At 38.9% G+C, this 17,292-nt stretch carries 15 protein-coding genes; 11 read left to right on the top strand and 4 right to left on the bottom strand.

All coding sequences use genetic code 11. The annotated features are described in order from the left end of the window. Positions 1-64 precede the first annotated feature (64 nt). The 4 genes from SLH46_RS03385 (at position 65) to SLH46_RS03370 (ending at position 2,959) form a co-directional block, all read left to right on the top strand. The gene (locus SLH46_RS03385) at positions 65-616 is read left to right on the top strand and encodes an RNA polymerase sigma factor (RefSeq protein ID WP_320279740.1); all 552 of its coding nucleotides are present in this window, start codon (positions 65-67) and stop codon (positions 614-616) included. Position 617: 1 nt separating this feature from the next. Beyond that, on the top strand, positions 618-1,376 hold the full coding sequence (locus SLH46_RS03380; RefSeq protein WP_320279739.1) for a zf-HC2 domain-containing protein: 759 nt from the start codon (positions 618-620) through the stop codon (positions 1,374-1,376). A 131-nt stretch (positions 1,377-1,507) separates the two neighbouring features. Further along, positions 1,508-2,302 carry a DUF4097 family beta strand repeat-containing protein gene (locus tag SLH46_RS03375; protein WP_320279738.1) on the top strand — a complete coding sequence of 265 codons (795 nt, stop codon included), beginning with the start codon at positions 1,508-1,510 and terminating at the stop codon, positions 2,300-2,302. 6 nt (positions 2,303-2,308) lie between these two features. Further along, on the top strand, positions 2,309-2,959 hold the full coding sequence (locus SLH46_RS03370) for a DUF4097 family beta strand repeat-containing protein (RefSeq protein WP_320279737.1): 651 nt from the start codon (positions 2,309-2,311) through the stop codon (positions 2,957-2,959). Between the two features lie 162 nt (positions 2,960-3,121). Here SLH46_RS03370 and SLH46_RS03365 read toward each other — a convergent pair whose 3' ends face one another. Beyond that, positions 3,122-3,718: a hypothetical protein gene (locus SLH46_RS03365; RefSeq protein WP_320279736.1), complete on the bottom strand. Its 597-nt coding sequence runs from the start codon at positions 3,716-3,718 to the stop codon at positions 3,122-3,124. A 292-nt stretch (positions 3,719-4,010) separates the two neighbouring features. On the opposite strand from SLH46_RS03365, the gene SLH46_RS03360 reads away from it, so the two are divergent. The 3 genes from SLH46_RS03360 to SLH46_RS03350 all read left to right on the top strand — a co-directional run bounded on the left by SLH46_RS03360 (position 4,011) and on the right by SLH46_RS03350 (position 9,809). After that, positions 4,011-4,805 carry a LytR/AlgR family response regulator transcription factor gene (locus SLH46_RS03360; protein ID WP_320279735.1) on the top strand — a complete coding sequence of 265 codons (795 nt, stop codon included), beginning with the start codon at positions 4,011-4,013 and terminating at the stop codon, positions 4,803-4,805. After that, positions 4,805-7,708, top strand: a complete 2,904-nt coding sequence (locus SLH46_RS03355; protein ID WP_320279734.1) for a histidine kinase — start codon at positions 4,805-4,807, stop codon at positions 7,706-7,708. Before SLH46_RS03360 ends, SLH46_RS03355 begins: the two co-directional genes overlap by 1 nt. 460 nt (positions 7,709-8,168) lie before the next feature. Continuing rightward, positions 8,169-9,809, top strand: a complete 1,641-nt coding sequence (locus SLH46_RS03350; RefSeq protein ID WP_320279733.1) for an AMP-binding protein — start codon at positions 8,169-8,171, stop codon at positions 9,807-9,809. 52 nt (positions 9,810-9,861) lie between these two features. Here the strand turns inward: SLH46_RS03350 and SLH46_RS03345 are convergent, their stop codons facing one another. Further along, positions 9,862-10,686: a mechanosensitive ion channel family protein gene (locus tag SLH46_RS03345; protein ID WP_320279732.1), complete on the bottom strand. Its 825-nt coding sequence runs from the start codon at positions 10,684-10,686 to the stop codon at positions 9,862-9,864. Positions 10,687-10,818: 132 nt separating this feature from the next. Here SLH46_RS03345 and SLH46_RS03340 point away from each other — a divergent pair, with 132 nt between their 5' ends. The 4 genes from SLH46_RS03340 (at position 10,819) to SLH46_RS03325 (ending at position 15,087) form a co-directional block, all read left to right on the top strand. After that, the gene (locus SLH46_RS03340) at positions 10,819-11,943 is read left to right on the top strand and encodes an acyltransferase family protein (protein WP_320279731.1); all 1,125 of its coding nucleotides are present in this window, start codon (positions 10,819-10,821) and stop codon (positions 11,941-11,943) included. A gap of 31 nt (positions 11,944-11,974) precedes the next feature. Beyond that, positions 11,975-12,883, top strand: coding sequence for a sugar phosphate isomerase/epimerase family protein (locus tag SLH46_RS03335; protein ID WP_320279730.1), 909 nt, complete (start codon positions 11,975-11,977; stop codon positions 12,881-12,883). 612 nt (positions 12,884-13,495) lie between these two features. Beyond that, on the top strand, positions 13,496-14,338 hold the full coding sequence (locus SLH46_RS03330; RefSeq protein WP_320279729.1) for a hypothetical protein: 843 nt from the start codon (positions 13,496-13,498) through the stop codon (positions 14,336-14,338). An 8-nt stretch (positions 14,339-14,346) separates the two neighbouring features. Then, positions 14,347-15,087 carry a GIN domain-containing protein gene (locus tag SLH46_RS03325; RefSeq protein WP_320279728.1) on the top strand — a complete coding sequence of 247 codons (741 nt, stop codon included), beginning with the start codon at positions 14,347-14,349 and terminating at the stop codon, positions 15,085-15,087. Between the two features lie 9 nt (positions 15,088-15,096). Here the strand turns inward: SLH46_RS03325 and SLH46_RS03320 are convergent, their stop codons facing one another. Continuing rightward, on the bottom strand, positions 15,097-15,963 hold the full coding sequence (locus SLH46_RS03320) for a hypothetical protein (protein ID WP_320279727.1): 867 nt from the start codon (positions 15,961-15,963) through the stop codon (positions 15,097-15,099). Positions 15,964-16,028: 65 nt separating this feature from the next. After that, positions 16,029-17,288, bottom strand: a complete 1,260-nt coding sequence (locus SLH46_RS03315) for a peptidase U32 family protein (protein WP_320279726.1) — start codon at positions 17,286-17,288, stop codon at positions 16,029-16,031. Between the last annotated feature and the right edge of the window lie 4 nt (positions 17,289-17,292).

The following is a 17,292-nucleotide window of genomic DNA, read 5'->3' as shown; positions in this document are numbered from 1 at the left end:
GAATCACCTAATTTCAGGTATTCATTTCAGTTGATTGATTTAAACATTTCGATTTTAAGCTTGAATGACTAAACAACTTAGCGACGAAATACTGATGAAGCACCTGGCGCGCGGCGATAAAAAAGCGGCGGGCAAACTGTACGACAGGTACCATAAAAATGTATATGGCTACTTCGTTAGGATGACTAACGATGCCGAAGTTGCCCGCGACCTGACGCAGAATGTTTTTCTGAAGGTGCTGAAATACAGTCATAGCTGGACAAAAGATAAAGTATTTGCTTACTGGGTGTTCCGCATCGCACGAAATATTTTAATCGATCACTATAACGAATCGAAAAAGTTCTTTAGCGCGGATGATGTAACAAGAGTCGCTGAACTCGATCAGCAGGATTCGGTACGGGCCATGGAGGCTAAAGAGTCGTTTGAATTTGTGCTTGAAGCCATGAACCAATTGTCACCAGCCGACCGGGAACTAATTGAACTAAACCGTTTCCAGGGCTTTTCTTACAAGGAAATTGCACAAACGGTAGCTTCTAACGAAAACGCAGTGAAAGTGAAAACATTCAGGGCGATACAAAAACTAAAAGAGATTTATACGAACATAATGATTGAATAAAATGGATTGCAACGAGGTAAAAATAAATCTTCCGGAATTTATCGACGGAAAGCTCAATAAAAGCACTTCTGATATGGTAAGCAAACATTTGGAGACTTGTGCTTCGTGCAGAGAACTTCATAGAGAATTGAAATCCTTCCTGCAATTTGCCGGTTCGTTTCCTGAACCAGAACCGCCAGCAGGAATGAAAGAAGAATTCATGCAAATGGCTGAATTAGAACGTGAACCGAAAGGAAGAGCAATCAGAATTCCGGCATGGGCAAAAGTTGCCGCCATGGTATTAATAGTGTTCGGGACCTTTGCATCGGGCTACTTTACCGGATCGAAAAACAACGAAGTTGGCGAGTTAAAAGCAGAAATGGGGCAGTTGAAACAAGATGTAATGCTGGCCGGTTTGCGCGATTATTCGGGGCCACAAAAGATACAGGCTGTTTATGATATTCAATCATCGGGACAGGCAAGCGAAACATTTGTGGATGCACTTGTTCATACCATGAACAGCGATAAAAATGTAAACGTCCGACTGGCAGCAATCAGCGCACTGTCGGAAATGATGGACAAAAACGAGGCGATAAAAACAGAACTTATAAAATCCTTGTCGGTACAGGATAATCCACTGCTACAGATTTCGCTCATCCAGGTGCTGACAGAATCAGGTGTGAAAGAAGCCAAAGATGAAATAGAGTCGATTTCGAACGATGAAAACACCGACCAGCATGTTAAGGAATACGCAAACAGTATGATTAAAACCATAATATAATCCGAAGCAAGGTTTAATGCCGGCAAACCAGTTTTCGGAAACATTCAGGAATTATTAAAACCAATTGTGAAACAGCCAGATGAACACTTTGTGAAAAGAAAACAGAAGGCAAATAATTAAAAATTAAGAAGATGAAAAGAGTAATATATTTAGCAGCAGCACTTATTTTTCCCTTGCTGACTTTTGCGCAGGGAAATAAATATGAGTACACACCAAAGGTGAAAAACCGCGTGGAAATTAAAGATGTTCTGGGAGAAATTACACTGAAAAATGCCAGTGGAGATGCCATTGTTATTGAGTCGGATTTTGATATGGAGAAACCCGAACGTGCCGACGGATTGAAACTTTTGGGTGCACAGGAAGACAACACTTACCTTGGGATTAGCGTGACAGAGGAGAACGGAGTTGTAAGTATTTCGGGTGTTACCAACAAGGTGAAGGATTTCGCCTACACCATTTCAATTCCGCAGGGAGTCGCGGTAAGTCTGGATTACCACAGCCCGTTTGCAAGTTCCGATATTGAAGTAGATTCTTACAAAGGAAGTTTTGAAATTAAAACACTAACAGCAGCTGTAAAACTGAATAACTGTGAAGGACCTTTTACAGTAAGTTCAACCAGTGGCGATATTGAAGCGGTATTCAGCAGTCTCAACCAAACCGAACCGACTTCTCTGGCTTCCGTTAGCGGATTTATTGATGTTACGGTTCCTGCTGCCAGCAAAGCAACTTTCGAAGTTAACAACGTAACCGGGAACATTTATAACAATCTCGATCTTAAAAGTGAAGCGGGTGAAGATGATGACTCAAGAGCCGACGGTTTGGGTGCCATCAAACACCGTAACCACAGCAGTTACACCTTGAACGGTGGCGGACAGAAGTTGATTTTGAGAGCAGTTTCAGGCAATATTTACCTACGCAAAAAGTAAGAAGCCATGAAAAAAGCAGTACTAATTACAGCCCTTCTTTTAGGAGTGGCCACGGTGGGGTTTTCCCAGAAAGTTGTCGACAAAAAGATAGAAACAGAAGGAAAGAAAACAGAACTGAAACTGGATTTTGCCGATAATATCAGGATTGAAGCCTGGGATAAAAACTACGTTGAATTCCATTCAACTGCCAATATCGACGACAATCAATACAACGATTTTTATGAGATAAGCGTGAGCGAAACATCTGGAAAAGCTGAAATTATTGAGAAAATTGACTTCGACGGAATTAAAGAAAAAGTGGGCAAGAAAGAGCTTTGTAATTTTGAAATGGACATCGAATATTCGGTAAAAGTTCCGAAGAACCTCAACTTTAGTGTGAAAACCATTGCGGGAGAAATTGAATTGATCGCCTGCGAAGGAAAAATGGATGTAAATTCCATCAGTGGATTTATCGATTATTCCATCCCGAAAAATCTGGATGCACAGCTGAACCTGTCAACGGTAACCGGCGATGTTTATTCAAACGTTCGTTTTGAGAGCGGTGATGCGGATGAAATCTCGTGGGTTGGCACCAATCGTAAACTGACTTTAAACGGAGGAGATAAGGATATCAAACTTAAAACAGTAAGTGGCGACATCTATTTGAGAAAATATTAACGACCTTAAGAATATATAAGTATTCAGGTAGCCGGTATCCTTTGGGACCGGCTTCTTTGTGTAATATTTTTAATGCCGGAGAAAACAACACAAAAAAAGCGAATCCTTCAGGATTCGCTTTACCAAAACTAACTAATCTAACTACCTAAACTTATGAAAATATTATTTGAGAGCAATGCCGTATTCATATACTCCGTTGTCGCTTACCAATACAGCCTCGTAACTTCCTTTCTTCAATTTCGAAAGATCGACGGCATGATTAACGGCAAATGCCGATCCCAGCTCATCCTCATGGATCAAACGATTACTTTGCTCGTCGAACACATACAACTTAACATCTCCTGCTGCATGATTCAGATACGAGATTTGCAATTTATCATTACTGTATCCAAAATACGGATCAACTTGTTTTACCTGATCTACCACTTTAACATCACCATTTTCAACGGCAAGAGTAGTTGTATTACGCTCATTGTCGAGTTTAACCGTAAGGAGATATTCCCCATTGCTAAGTCGCGAAAAATCGTAGGTATTCAAAACCACTTTCAGCGGCTGCTGAATTTGTTTGTAGTAAACAATATCGTTGCTGCTATTGCGGATTTCCATTTCGAATTGAGCTTCCACCGCATTAGTAACACGAACATGTGCTTCCGCACCTTCACCTGCTGTAACTTTCACGTTCAGATTCCCTGTCGCCATAACTGCTCCCGCCATAATTACGAGAGCTACGGTAAAAAGAACTTTGTTTAACTGTTTCATAACTACACTATTTAACTATTAATAATTATTTTCTAAAGCTATTGACAGCAATATATGGAGAAAGTTTAATTAAAAGCTGTTAATTCATTGTTAAGGATCTTTATGTGTTTTATTATCAAGAAGTAAGGCTCGTGTTAATACCATGTTAAGTCCAAAAAAGAGGATTTAATCACCATTTCCTTAACCACAGAAATTACCGTTTATTCCCCAAAACCTACCGCTTATTCCTCAAAACCTACCGCTTATTAATTATCTCGAACTTTATTCCAATTAATCCTATCTTTGTTCAACCATGACAAAGTACAATGCCATTATCATTGATGACGAGGCAAATGTGCAGGAAGCATTAAAAATATTACTTCAGCGCAACTGTCCGAACGTTAATATTTGCGCAACGGCAGGTTCTGCCGGCCAGGGACGTGAGTTATTAAAAAAATGGGATGTACAGTTGATCTTTCTCGACATTTCGATGCCCGGTGAAAATGGATTCGATTTTTTGGCCAGTATCCCAAAAGAAGATTATGCCATTATTTTTACCACTGCATATGAGGAATACGCGTTGCGGGCAATAAAAACCAATGCCATTGATTACCTGCTGAAACCCATCAATCCCGATGAGTTAAAAGATGCCGTATCAAAGGCCTCTTCTCATCTTGATTTGCGTCTGCATCATAAGGAAATACAGAAGACCTATGAAGAGTCGTTAAACAATCTTACCATTCAGGCGCACGACGGTTTTCAATATGCTCCTAAAATTACGGTGATCGAGAAATTCGGATTTCAGATTATTGAAGTTGATAAGATCAGATACATCGAAGCCGACGGCTCCTACTGTGTTATTCATTTATCAGGTTTACAAAAAGTTGTGTCAAGCAAAACTGTTGGAGAAATAGAAAAGGTTCTTGATCCTTCGGTTTTTATCCGCATACATAAATCAACATTATTAAACATAAGTTATCTGCGCGGTTTTTCAAGTTTTGAAGGAAATTTTGCTATTTTAGATGATGATACCCACTTGGTTATATCGCGAAGAAAGTACAACGAGTTTAAAGATGCTGTTGACAACTTTTCTAAATCTATCGATTAGTGAATAAACGCCTTCTGATATCAATCTTTACCTTATTCATCGCTCCAATCGTTTTTGGGCAAAACCCTTTAATTACCAACTACACCATTGCCGACGGGCTGCCAAGCAACAAGATATTTTGCGTATTACAGGATAACGACGGATTTATGTGGTTTGGCACCAATGCAGGTGTTATTCGTTCTGATGGCAACTATTATAAGCATTACACGACAAAAGATGGACTAAGTTATAACAGCACTGTTCGGATGAAAGAAGACATGGAAGGAAGAATATGGTGCCTAAACACTGATGGCTCAGTAAACTATATTTCGAACAACCAAGTTTTTAACGAGTCGAACACACCTTTTCTTGGTGAAATAAAAACGAACTTTTATTACTACGATTTTTACCAGGATAGAGATTCTACAATTTATCTATTTAACGGAGAAGGCGGTGTTAGTATCATTAAAGGCAATAAATATCTGGATTTTACTTCGACCTATTCTGATGGTTCTCTTATATTCAACATCAGCAAAAGTGAGAACAATAATTTTATATTTTGGGAAAACAAGCGAATTGTGGAAAGATCTCCGATTGACAAAATCGTTGCAGTACACCCACTCGACTTTATTATCAAAAGAGTAATTTCTCTTGAAGACGGGCACTCCTACGTATGCGACCTGACCGGCAATATACACTTATATAAAGGCACTGAATTACAAGTTAGAGATTATATAAAAACAGATTCAGAAAACATCAACGACATTCTTGTTACAGGCGAATACACCTGGGTTTCAACCTTTGATAACGGACTATATTGTTTCGAAAAAGACAGTTTGATATTCCATCAAAAATTATTAAAAATCCAAAACCTGGTTTTGGATGATTATGGTAACATATGGACCGGTTCAAATTCTTATGGTGTTTTTAAAATCAATACCAATATCTTAAAGTATCCTACAATAAGCAACGATAGGTTTAATGGCAAAGCAGTTAGGGGTATTGCCGCATCGAATGATAATTTTATTTGGCTTACCAATGGCGAATCAATCTACGCTTTAAACGAAGGGGAACTGTTTGAGCGGCAACTGCCTTTTGGCCAGAATATATTAGACAAACTTTACCAGTTACCCGATAATACATTACTCATCAGCGGAACCAATACTCCCCTGTATTTCACAAAAAATATTACAGTCGATAAAAAGGACAACAATATCACATTCGATAAACCCGAAAGAACACCCATTCAGATTAAAAAATTCATACCCGACGTTGTCCATTCGAAAGTTTACTTCTATTTAAATGATGACCTGTTTTTTCTTGAACATGAAAAAAATTTCGTACAACATCGGTTAAATTCTGATTGGGGGCGTATACGAAACGCCTTTATGAATTACAGAAATGATTTTGTAATAAATGGCAGCAGTAACTATGTTATTGCAGACAATAAAGTTGATACGGAAACTGTTTATAGCCAGTTTAATGGTAAATGGATTGTATCGAACGCAACACTCGATTCTACAAGTGAAGTACTTCAGATTGAAGACGCTGATGATACCGAGCTGATGTTAATCCGAAATGAAGAATCATTCAACTTACTGCCAGATTTAACAAACCTCATCGACCTAAAGCTGGAAGACCTGATAAGCTATAAAAACACGCTTTTTTTATTTACTGTAAAAACAGTCTATTTTATTTCCGATCCATTAAATGCAATAAGTGGTGACGCTGTTGATATCAACCGGCTAAACATCGAATTCAACAATATCAATAACCTGTTTTGCCACGATGATAAATTATATGTTGCTTCAGATGATGGCCTCACAATAATTCCGGTAAGCGAATGTGAAAATACCGATCCGGTGCCAACAAAACCTTATGTATCAAAGGTATTATTAGATGATGAGGAAGTGTCACTCAATGAGGAAGGAATAAGTTATAGAAACAAAGACCGGCTTAATATTGAATTTTCCAGTCTAAACTTTTCATCGTCACCTGCGAATTACGCATACATGCTTGAAGGTGTAAATAACGATTGGATTACAGGAACCGCCAACCAGGTGGTTTACCTCAACCTAAAACCGGGCGAATACACATTTAAGTTAAAATCCCGCAAAAACATGGAACCTTACAGCGAGGTTATTGAACTTCCTATTGTTGTAGTCCCCACCTTTTACCAACTTCTTATAACAAAAATAGTAGCCATCCTAATTTTACTTTTCCTGGGATTTCTTGTTGTCCGAAGTTATTATCGCCGCCAACTCCTTGTGCGTGAAAAAGACAACCAGTTGGTAACACTCGAAAACCGGGCGCTACAATCGATGATGAACCCGCATTTTATTTTTAATTCATTGGGATCGATACAGAAATTCTTGTTGCAAAATAAGGCGGAAGAAGCCGGAACCTATCTCTCTCAATTTGCCAGGCTGATACGTCAAACCATGAACTCAATTAAATCGAACTCGGTACTGCTGGAAGACGAGGTAGACCGGTTAAGAAATTATATTGAGCTGGAGAGAGTGAGGATGGAAAATCGGTTTGAGTTCGCAATCGTAATTGACCAGAAACTGGAAGAAGATGATTATAATATTCCATCGATGATTGTTCAGCCATTTGTTGAAAATGCAATCTGGCACGGCATTTCTCAGCTCGAAAACAATGGAAAAATAACGATCCGCTTTAATTACTTAAACGAAAAAAGTCTGGAGATTGTAATAGAAGATAATGGTATCGGTTTCGAAAAATCAAAAGCTTTTTCGAGAACAAAAGACCATTTAAATATGGCTTCTACCCTTACGCAAAAGAGAATTCAGTTAATTGGCGAGAAGTACCGTATTAAAACGAAAATCGAATACGAAGAGTTATATCCGGGTGAGGTAAATCCGGGAGCAAAAATTACACTTTTGGTTCCAATTGTGAATTAGGCAAAAACCGTTTATTACTTAAAACCTACCGTTTATTACTCAAAACCTACCGTTTATAAATTACCTAAAATAGTTTAAAAGCAATTTAGTAATATTGATCTGTCATTAAAAGATTGTTCTTTTCATATTGAAATATAAAAACAAGAAGAATTACCTCCCCACATTCTCTTCCTTGTTATAAGCTAAAAAAAGGTTAAACACACCACGTTTTTTCTACAAAAAAACACAAACTGTCCTTCACTGTCCCTGAAAGCATAGCTAATGGTTAAATCAAAAAGCAAAAACAAGGAATTTTAAGCCGGCCCTTCCCAACGGGGTTGGCTTTTTTATTGCTCAATTTTTATCAATCGACGGTGTTTAAACTCCATGTCAATCTCAATCCGAATCAAAACATTCGCATAACTATTTGTTATAACGCTAAATATGGTATTTTTAAAAATTTAATTTTAAAATGCACGAAATGCGGGATCAAACATTAGCACAACTTTATACTAAAGCTTTTCATCAAAATTGGGAAGAAAAGGCATTTTCAGATTTCGAAGGAGGCGACTACAACTACAAAGATGTAGCAGCCACAATAAAATCGCTTCATTTATTTTACCAGTTGGCCGGTCTGCAACGCGGTGATAAAATTGCTGTTCTGGGCAGAAACTCATCAAACTGGGCGGCAACATTTTTATCGGCAATTTCCGCCGGATTGGTAATTGTTCCGATCTTACCCGATTTTAATAAACACGACACCAACCATATTATTAATCACTCGGAGTCAAAGATTGTAATCGGTGCTTCCGCACTTTTGGAAAAGGTTGATTTGGCCTATTCTGAAAACCTGCAGGCAATAATTAAGATTGAGGATTTTTCCTTTTTCGCCGGTAACGATGAAAATCTGCAATACAAATTAAACGACGGACTTCAGTATTACAAGGAAAACCAACTCAGCAAAGAAGCCTTTGTTTTTGAAGAATGGCAGCCCGAAGAGATGTGCATCATATCATATACTTCAGGCACATCCGGTTTTACAAAAGGGGTAATGATTCCGGAACGCAGTTTATTATCGAACATCATTTTCGCCCGCGAACATATGCCATTAGAACCGGGACATAAAATTGTTTCGTTTTTACCAATGGCACACGTATACGGATTACTTTTCGAGTTTCTTTTCCCGATTAGCGTGGGTTGTCACATCACTTTCTTAAGTAAAATGCCTTCGCCGGCTGTAATCACCAAAGCCTTTGGAGAAATTAAACCACACCTCATACTTTCAGTTCCGCTGGTAATTGAAAAAATCTACAAAAAGCGCATTTTACCTGCCATCGATAAACCGAGCGTCAGGTTGCTATTAAAACTACCTATAATCTCTTCAATCATTCTGAAAAAGATTAGAACTAAAATGGTTGAAACATTTGGCGGACGATTCTTCGAAATTGTAATTGGTGGTGCACCGTTAAGCGACGATGTTGAGAAATTCTTTAAGCGAATTAATTTCCCTTTTACCATCGGCTACGGAATGACGGAGTGCGGCCCGCTAATTAGCTACGAGGCATGGAATAAAACAATGCCATCGTCGGCAGGAACACTTGTTGACCGGATGGAAGTACGAATCGATTCGGAAGATCCGTACAATGTGGTTGGCGAAATTCAGGTAAAAGGCGATAATGTAATGTCGGGTTATTTTAAAAACGAGAAAGAAACAAAAGCCGTACTAACTGAAGATGGTTGGCTAAAAACCGGCGACCTGGGTGTAATCGATCAAAATAACTTCATTTATATTCGCGGACGATCGAAAAACATGTTGCTTGGCCCGTCAGGTCAGAACATTTATCCCGAAGAAATTGAAGCCAAACTTTGCAACCAAAACTATATTGCAGAATGTGTTGTTGTTGATCGCGATCATAAACTGGTTGCTCTTGTTTATCCTGATTTCGAATCGATGCAAGCCGATAAAGTGGACAAAAAAGACCTGGAAGCGATTATGGCTGAGAATATGAAAAAGGCCAATTCGGAATTACCGCGGTATGAAAATGTAAGCCGTATTGAATTGGTTGAAGAAGAATTTGAAAAGACACCAAAAAGAAATATAAAACGATACAAATACGTGTAACAAAAAAACTCCGGGAAAATACCCGGAGTTTTTTATTTATAACTATTTGAATCTATTTCTCAAGCTTATTTAAATGCACATCCATTTGTGGGAATGGAATAGTAATTCCAGCCTCATCGAGTGCAACTTTCCCGGCCTCGTAAACATCAAAATAAACCACCCAGTAATCGCCGGGTTTTGTATATGGACGAACAGCCAAGTTAACCGAACTGTCTCCCAACCCTTTCACTCCTACAAAAGGCGCGGGGTCTTTTAAAACCTTTGGATGACTTTCGATAATCTTCATTAGCACATCTTTTGCCTTTTTAATATTCGATCCGTAAGAAATGCCAAAATCCATGTCAACCCTAATCAAACCTTCGGTGGTATAATTTACAATATCGTTGCTCGACACAGCTGCATTTGGCAAAATAACTGTCTTGTTTTCAGGCGTTAAAAGAACTGTAACAAAAATATGTATTTCTTTTACCGTACCAAGATGCCCCTGAGAAACAATAAGATCTCCCACTTTAAACGGTTTAAAAACGAGTATCATTACTCCTCCTGCAAAATTCGATAAGGTTCCCTGCAATGCCATACCAACCGCCAGTCCGGCAGCACCAAGTACAGCAATAAACGATGTGGTTTCGATACCAACCATTTTCGCAATACTTATCAATAGCATTACTTTTAAAAGGATGTTGATCAGACTTTTAAGAAAACCGCGAACCGAAACATTAACATCGCGTTTTTCCATAACCTTTGTCATTCGTCGGGTAATAATCTTGATGACCCAAAGGCCGAGAATTAATACTATTATGGCCGCAATTACTTTCAATCCATATTTAATCAGCAGGTCATAAGCCATTTCCAAATACTCACTTACTTGTTCATTCATTGTGCTAAAAATTTAATTTCTTATCAAGGTAGCCAAATTCTACTTCTGAGTCAAGTGCTTGTAGAACACATTTACAGCCGAAGTGCAAAATGGAAATATTACTACATTTGCTCTTAACCAACTAGTACCAGGATGAATGAAAAGTCAGACTACCGTTTCCCTGAAGGGCGGTTACTTTCCCTCGATTTTTTTCGCGGAATAACAATGTTCCTTCTTGTTGCCGAAGGCACACATCTTTGGTCAGTATTGGTTCAGGAACCGGTTAGCGGAACAATCTTTGAGAGTTTTTTCCAACAGTTTCATCACCACCCCTGGAATGGCTTGAGGTTTTGGGATCTGATTCAACCCTTTTTTATGTTTATCGTTGGTGTGGCAATGCCTTTTTCGTATGCCAACCGAATAAAAAGAGGCGATTCCAGGAGCTCAATTACCAAACACATTATTAAACGCTGTATTATTCTTTTGGCATTTGGCGTTGCATTACACTGCGGATATAATCGGAAACTAGTTTGGGAACTCTGGAATGTGCTATCTCAACTCTCCGTAACCATTTTAATCGCCTATTTTCTTATGCGATATAAATGGTCAGTTCAAATCGCTGTCTCCATTGGCTTGCTCCTTTTAACCGAAGTTTTGTATCGCTCCTTCCCTGTGGAAGGTTTCAATCAACCTTTTGTTAAAGACCACAATTTTGGCAGTTGGATGGACATGATTTTAATGGGTAAAATTAACAATGGTGGTGGCTGGGTAGCCATTAACTGTATTCCAACAGCAGCTCATACCATCTGGGGAGTTGTAGCCGGGCAATTGTTACAATCCGCTAAAAAACCTAGCAAAAAAGTTCAGCTTTTAGTGGTTTCAGGATTGATCATTTTAGTTGCCGGTTATCTACTCGACTGGACTTCAGTGACACCAATAATAAAACGAATTTCCTCCTCGTCGTTTGTTTTGGCCTCGGGAGGATGGGCTTTGCTGGTTCTGGCTTTTAGTTACTGGTTTATTGATATTAAAAAGATTAATCGCTGGATTTTTCCTTTTATAGTTGTGGGCACCAATTCTATTTTTATTTACCTTTTTTCGAACACGGTTGGCGGCCAGTGGCTAAACGGATTCGTCGCAATTTTCACCCACGGAATTTTAGACTGGTTCAATACTCCCGAATTTATTTTAAACCTGATTACCGCTTTAAGCGTTCTGGCTATTGAATGGCTACTTTGTTTTTACCTGTTTGTAAAACGAATACTTTTGAGAGTTTAAAACTTACTTGATATCAACTAAATTTAAGAACATGAACACAAATCGTAGAAATTTTTTAAAAACTACAGCTGCTGCCACAGCAGGAACATTTTTAGTTTCACCGGTACTGGCCGGCCATGCAACCGGTTCGAGGTACAAAATCTCATTAGCGGAATGGTCGTTCCACAAAGCTTTGTTTGCCAACGAAATGACAAATCTTGACTTTCCGAAGCTTACCCGTGAATTAGGAATTGATGGTGTTGAATACGTTAACCAGTTTTTTAAAGACAAAGCCAAAGATGAGAAATACCTGGCCGAGTTAAAGAAAATCACCAAAGATGAAGGTGTTACAAACGTACTTATTATGTGCGATGGTGAAGGAATGGTCGGTCATCCGGAAAAAGCAGAGCGTTTAAAAACTGTTGACAACCATAAAAAATGGGTTGATGCAGCAGCATTTTTAGGTTGCCACTCCATTCGTGTAAATGCCGGAAGCCGTGGCGAATACGAGGAACAACAAAAGCTGGCAGCCGATGGTTTGCGTATGATTTGCGAATATGGCGACAAAGCAAAAATTAATGTGATCGTTGAAAACCATGGAGGTTTGTCGAGCAATGCAGATTGGTTAACGGGTGTTATGAAAATGGTTGACCACAAACGTGTAGGTACCTTGCCCGACTTTGGTAATTTTACGATTAATCGTGAAACCGGCGAAGAATACGACCGCTACAAAGGTGTTGAACTTTTAATGCCCTATGCAAAAGGGGTAAGCGCCAAAACCAATGTTTTTAATGCCGACGGCGATGAAGCTAAAATGGATTATTATCGTCTGATGAAAATTGTTGACGATGCCGGCTACAAAGGTTTTGTAGGCATTGAGTTTGAAGGCACTGAACTGCAGGAACGCGAAGGAGTTCTTGCAACCAAAGCTTTACTCGAGAAAGTATTTAAGACATTATAAATAACTGATAAGCTATCGACAACCCTTTTTATTCTTTCGCGGTTAAATTTTGTTAATCCTCTCAAATTTCGAAACAATATGAAAAGATAACCGTAAAGTTTAAACGACTTTGTATTCCTGAGATGGAACTTAGGGGTTGATTGATAGAATTCAATACAAAGTTAAAAAGGTAATTAGTTGTTTGTCTTTCAAGAAGAAAGCGATGATAGAATCATCGCTTTCTTTGCTTTACACTTGAAGCTATTCTTAAATTAATACCATTTTGTATTCATTTTCAGACCACATCACAAATTTTTCCATATTATTACCCTATAATACATAATAAGAATGTTTCTTCCTTCGAATCAAAACAGGATATTCTCCACCTACAAAAAATGGAGACACATAGTTCTTCTTATATTAATTGTCGAAATTCTTAATATCGGTACGGCCAACGCACAGGAAACAAAGCTAATCGACTCCCGCATATTATTTAATTATTCTTCCGGCTCATTAATCGCTCATACCAAAAACCTATCTCATGTTACCAGGGGATTTACCCACGGGTTTAGTGTTTACAGCAGTAACCTTATTCCCATTCACACAAATAAGGCCGATCGTAAGCAATTAAACATGCTTGACCTTGGATTGCATTATATCCACTTCCCCATAAAAACAGAAGGGCAAATTATAGGAATAACGATAGGAAAAACGGGAACAATCGCCAGGTTTGGGAAAGCATCTCTAATCGGACAATTTGCACCGGGATTTGGTTACAGTACAAATCCATACTCGAAAGAAAACAATAAGAATCTAAATATTTCAACTCATATCGGCCTTTTTGTCCATTCTAATTTATCGCTAAACTTTCCAATTTACAAGAATTGGTACGGTCTTTTTGGCTTTGGTTTTAACCACTTATCAAATGCAAGCATACAACGGCCAAACTATGGTTACAACACTTTAACAACAAAAATTGGAACTTCCTATCTTCTTAAACAAAACAGAGTACCTGCACAAAACGAGAATTACGACAAGTCCCGAAAATATTATTACCATCTCTTTGGTTCCTATTTCAAAACTTCATCGGGTTACTGGGATGGAGAAAGACAAAATAGTTTTGGTCTTCATTCACAAATCGAGAGAAATATATCTGCAAGCCATTCCATTCTTCTCGGTTGTGATTACAACTACAGAAAAGAACTGCACCCTGTTGAAAAACCAGCTGACGAAGAATCTGATAATCTTGCTCACTATTTGGGTATCTCAACCGGCGTAAACTGGAAGATTGGAATTATCGACCTTAATGCTTCATTTGGGGCCTACTTATTAAAACCCTGGACATACTCTAAAAAGACCTATTCTTTACTACATTCTAAAACCTATTTTCTGAAAAACTATTATCTTTTAATTGGTCTTAAAGCTCATAAATTCAGAGCTGAGCTTTTTGAGGCAGGAATCGGCGTTAAACTATAAATGAATTGATGATGCGGTATTTATCGGTTAAAATAGTAATTCTACTTATCGGCTTTTCTCTACTTCCATCGTGTGAGTTTATAGTGGATTCCGTAACCGATGATGCCACAGATGAAGTTGTTTATACCATTAATCCGGATGTTAAAAAGATTGCGCTATACAACGACTTCGACCTTGAACTTATAGAGTCAGAAGATAGTACACTAACATTTTCAGGGCCAAAAGCACTATTAAACGAACTTGAAATAGAAAATATTGATGGTTTACTTGAAATCAGGCACAATAAGTTTGGATCCTGGTATTACGATAAACCATTGTTACAATTGCGCCTTCCTCAAATCGTTCCTATTCAATTATATGGTTTTAACGATGTGTATTGCAGAGACACGCTTCGCACGAGTAAAATCAATTTTTTTGCCGATGGAACAGGAGACATTCATTTAAACGTAAAAAACGACTATGTAAGAGTGTTTGCCAATCATATTAGTAATTTTTATTTATCAGGAGAAACAGAAACACTATCGGTATTATGCACATTTACCAGTGGCTTTTTTGGTTCCGGATTAAAAGCTCAAAATGTAGTTGCAACGTCCATTGGAGCAAATGATATTGTTGTTTACCCAATAAATTCGCTCAAGGCAAAAGTGGAGCAGGTTGGAAATATTTTTTATGTAAATCGTCCACTGGAACTGAGCCTTGAAGAAGGAGAATACAGCACGGGATCGATTATTTATGACGAAAACAAATAAGTGTCAATGTCAATTCTTTTTTCGATAGAATGGTAAATTAGGATCGATTCTTCCGCCACTTCCTCCACGGCCACCATCACCAATCTCAATAAGATATACTAATCCGGCACTGATTTGTGCCGTTAACGATAAGCGACGATTATATTTCAACAAATCGACACCCTCTTCCTGTGCGTAGGTAAAGTTGGGAACTCCATCAATTATGCCTGAATTCAGGACTGTGCATGTTCCGTCAATCTGAAAACTTAAACGATCATTTATCGAATAGTCGAATCCAATACCTCCGCCAATGTGGAAGGCAGGCCAGCTATCTTGTTCACTGTTTTTTGTTCCCCGCGAATATAAAATATCCCAATCCAATTCGGGATCAGGCAATTCACGATAACTCAGGTCTGTTTTAACAAAAGCGACAACGCCGGTAAGCTTTACAAAAGGCGTAAAGGTTTTATCAGGCAAAATAAAGTACTTGTAATTAACAGCCAGGTTAAACAATCGTGTGTTATACGCCAAAGGAGAAACTACAAATTCATCCTGGTAATGTTGAAAATACGGCGTAAGAAAATAGTTAAAATACGGAGGATCGTCGTTATACCCTTTCAGATGCGAGTAGTCCAGTTCCACACCAAAGAATGTTCTTTCGGTAACCTGAAAAAGGACTTCTCCTTCAAAGCCAATCGCCAACTGTGGTGTAAACTTTTCGCTACTGGTAGCCGGTGAAGCCATATAAGCATCAGGATGTGGCACATCGGACGTTCCAAATTCAGAAATGAACATGCCTGAATTTGTTGCTACCCGAAATCCAATAAGCTGGCCTTTAACAGTGTAAGCGCTAAAAAAGGCCAACATTACCATCAAAATCGCTCTTCTAACATCCATCTCTTTGACTTTCAGCCTTTAATTTAAGCCGTTTTTGTCAGAAAAGGAAACAATGTAAAATAAATCTATCTTCTTTCTTTTACCTGCGAAGCATCAACCATCTTGTAAAGTTTATCAGCTCTGCGAATAACTTCTTCGATAGGTACAGAGATTCGTTGTCCTTTTAAACCTTCTTCAACAGGTTTTAAATCAAAACGAATTTCGCTGACAGTTGACTGGTAAACTCCTGTTGTCGGGCCGGTGATAACGATCTCATCTCCTACTTGCAGGTTGTTGGTTTCGAGCTTGAATTCGGCCACACCAACTTTTTTGAAATAGTTGGTACATTTTCCGATATACAATTTGCGTTTGCTGGCCCTTGAACCGTAGTTTTTACTCCACTCGCCCAGTCGCTGACCAAGGTAATAACCATCCCAGAATCCACGGTTAAATACCGTTTCCAAGCGCGTATTCCAGTCTTCTACTTTTTCCTCAGTAAACGAATCATCGAAATAAGCGTCAACAGCCTCGTGGTAGCACTGCGCAACGGTTTTTACGTATTCGGCAGAACGGGCGCGACCTTCAATTTTAAGCACCGAAACTCCGGCATCGAGTATTTTATTCAGGAAATGAATGGTTTTCAAATCTTTGGGCGACATGATATACTCGTTGTCGATCTCCAGTTCGGCACCGGTTTGTTTGTCGGTAACGGTGTAAGCACGGCGGCAGGTTTGCAAACAGGCTCCGCGGTTAGCCGACGAATTCATTTCGTGTAAACTCAGGTAGCATTTTCCGCTGGTGGCCATACACAGCGCTCCGTGCACAAACATTTCAATTTTCATCAATTCGCCGTTTGGCCCGGTAATATTCTGCTTTTTAATCTGGTCGCTAATCTCCCAAACCCGACCGAGATTCATTTCGCGCGCGAGCACCACCACATCAGCAAAGTTCGAATAGAATTTTACCGCTTCGATGTTGGTAATATTTACCTGCGTAGAAATATGAACTTCAAGGTTAATCGAACGTGCGTACTGAATTACCGAAATATCGGCTGCAATAACTGCCGAAACTCCGGCTTCTTTTGCTGCATCGATAACTTCGTGCATTTTATCCAATTCGCCATCAAAAATTTCCACGTTCATGGTAAGGTAGGTTTTTACCTTATTTTCGGTGGCAATACGCACGATTTTACGAAGGTCGTCGAGATTAAAATTATTAGACGAACGCGAACGCATGTTAAGGTTTTCAACACCAAAATAAACCGATCCGGCTCCTCCCTGAATGGCTGCCATTAACGATTCGTACGATCCTACGGGCGCCATTATTTCCACATCTCTTCTTTCCATTGCT

Origin of the sequence: Draconibacterium sp. IB214405 (assembly GCF_033963885.1) — a bacterium.
Taxonomy (GTDB): domain Bacteria; phylum Bacteroidota; class Bacteroidia; order Bacteroidales; family Prolixibacteraceae; genus Draconibacterium.
Note: the sequence above shows the minus strand (reverse complement) of the source record. Positions and strands in the feature narration are given on the sequence as shown.

Excerpts from the sequence above, each read along its gene's own strand:
- SLH46_RS03360 (WP_320279735.1), top strand. The coding sequence starts at position 4,011 with ATGACAAAGTACAATGCCATTATCATTGATGACGAGGCAAATGTGCAG.
- SLH46_RS03350 (WP_320279733.1), top strand. The coding sequence starts at position 8,169 with ATGCGGGATCAAACATTAGCACAACTTTATACTAAAGCTTTTCATCAA.
- SLH46_RS03380 (WP_320279739.1), top strand. The coding sequence starts at position 618 with ATGGATTGCAACGAGGTAAAAATAAATCTTCCGGAATTTATCGACGGA.
- SLH46_RS03315 (WP_320279726.1), bottom strand. The coding sequence starts at position 17,288 with ATGGAAAGAAGAGATGTGGAAATAATGGCGCCCGTAGGATCGTACGAA.
- SLH46_RS03335 (WP_320279730.1), top strand. The coding sequence starts at position 11,975 with ATGAACACAAATCGTAGAAATTTTTTAAAAACTACAGCTGCTGCCACA.
- SLH46_RS03385 (WP_320279740.1), top strand. The coding sequence starts at position 65 with ATGACTAAACAACTTAGCGACGAAATACTGATGAAGCACCTGGCGCGC.
- SLH46_RS03375 (WP_320279738.1), top strand. The coding sequence starts at position 1,508 with ATGAAAAGAGTAATATATTTAGCAGCAGCACTTATTTTTCCCTTGCTG.
- SLH46_RS03330 (WP_320279729.1), top strand. The coding sequence starts at position 13,496 with ATGCTTGACCTTGGATTGCATTATATCCACTTCCCCATAAAAACAGAA.
- SLH46_RS03345 (WP_320279732.1), bottom strand. The coding sequence starts at position 10,686 with ATGAATGAACAAGTAAGTGAGTATTTGGAAATGGCTTATGACCTGCTG.
- SLH46_RS03325 (WP_320279728.1), top strand. The coding sequence starts at position 14,347 with ATGATGCGGTATTTATCGGTTAAAATAGTAATTCTACTTATCGGCTTT.
- SLH46_RS03365 (WP_320279736.1), bottom strand. The coding sequence starts at position 3,718 with ATGAAACAGTTAAACAAAGTTCTTTTTACCGTAGCTCTCGTAATTATG.
- SLH46_RS03320 (WP_320279727.1), bottom strand. The coding sequence starts at position 15,963 with ATGGATGTTAGAAGAGCGATTTTGATGGTAATGTTGGCCTTTTTTAGC.
- SLH46_RS03370 (WP_320279737.1), top strand. The coding sequence starts at position 2,309 with ATGAAAAAAGCAGTACTAATTACAGCCCTTCTTTTAGGAGTGGCCACG.
- SLH46_RS03340 (WP_320279731.1), top strand. The coding sequence starts at position 10,819 with ATGAATGAAAAGTCAGACTACCGTTTCCCTGAAGGGCGGTTACTTTCC.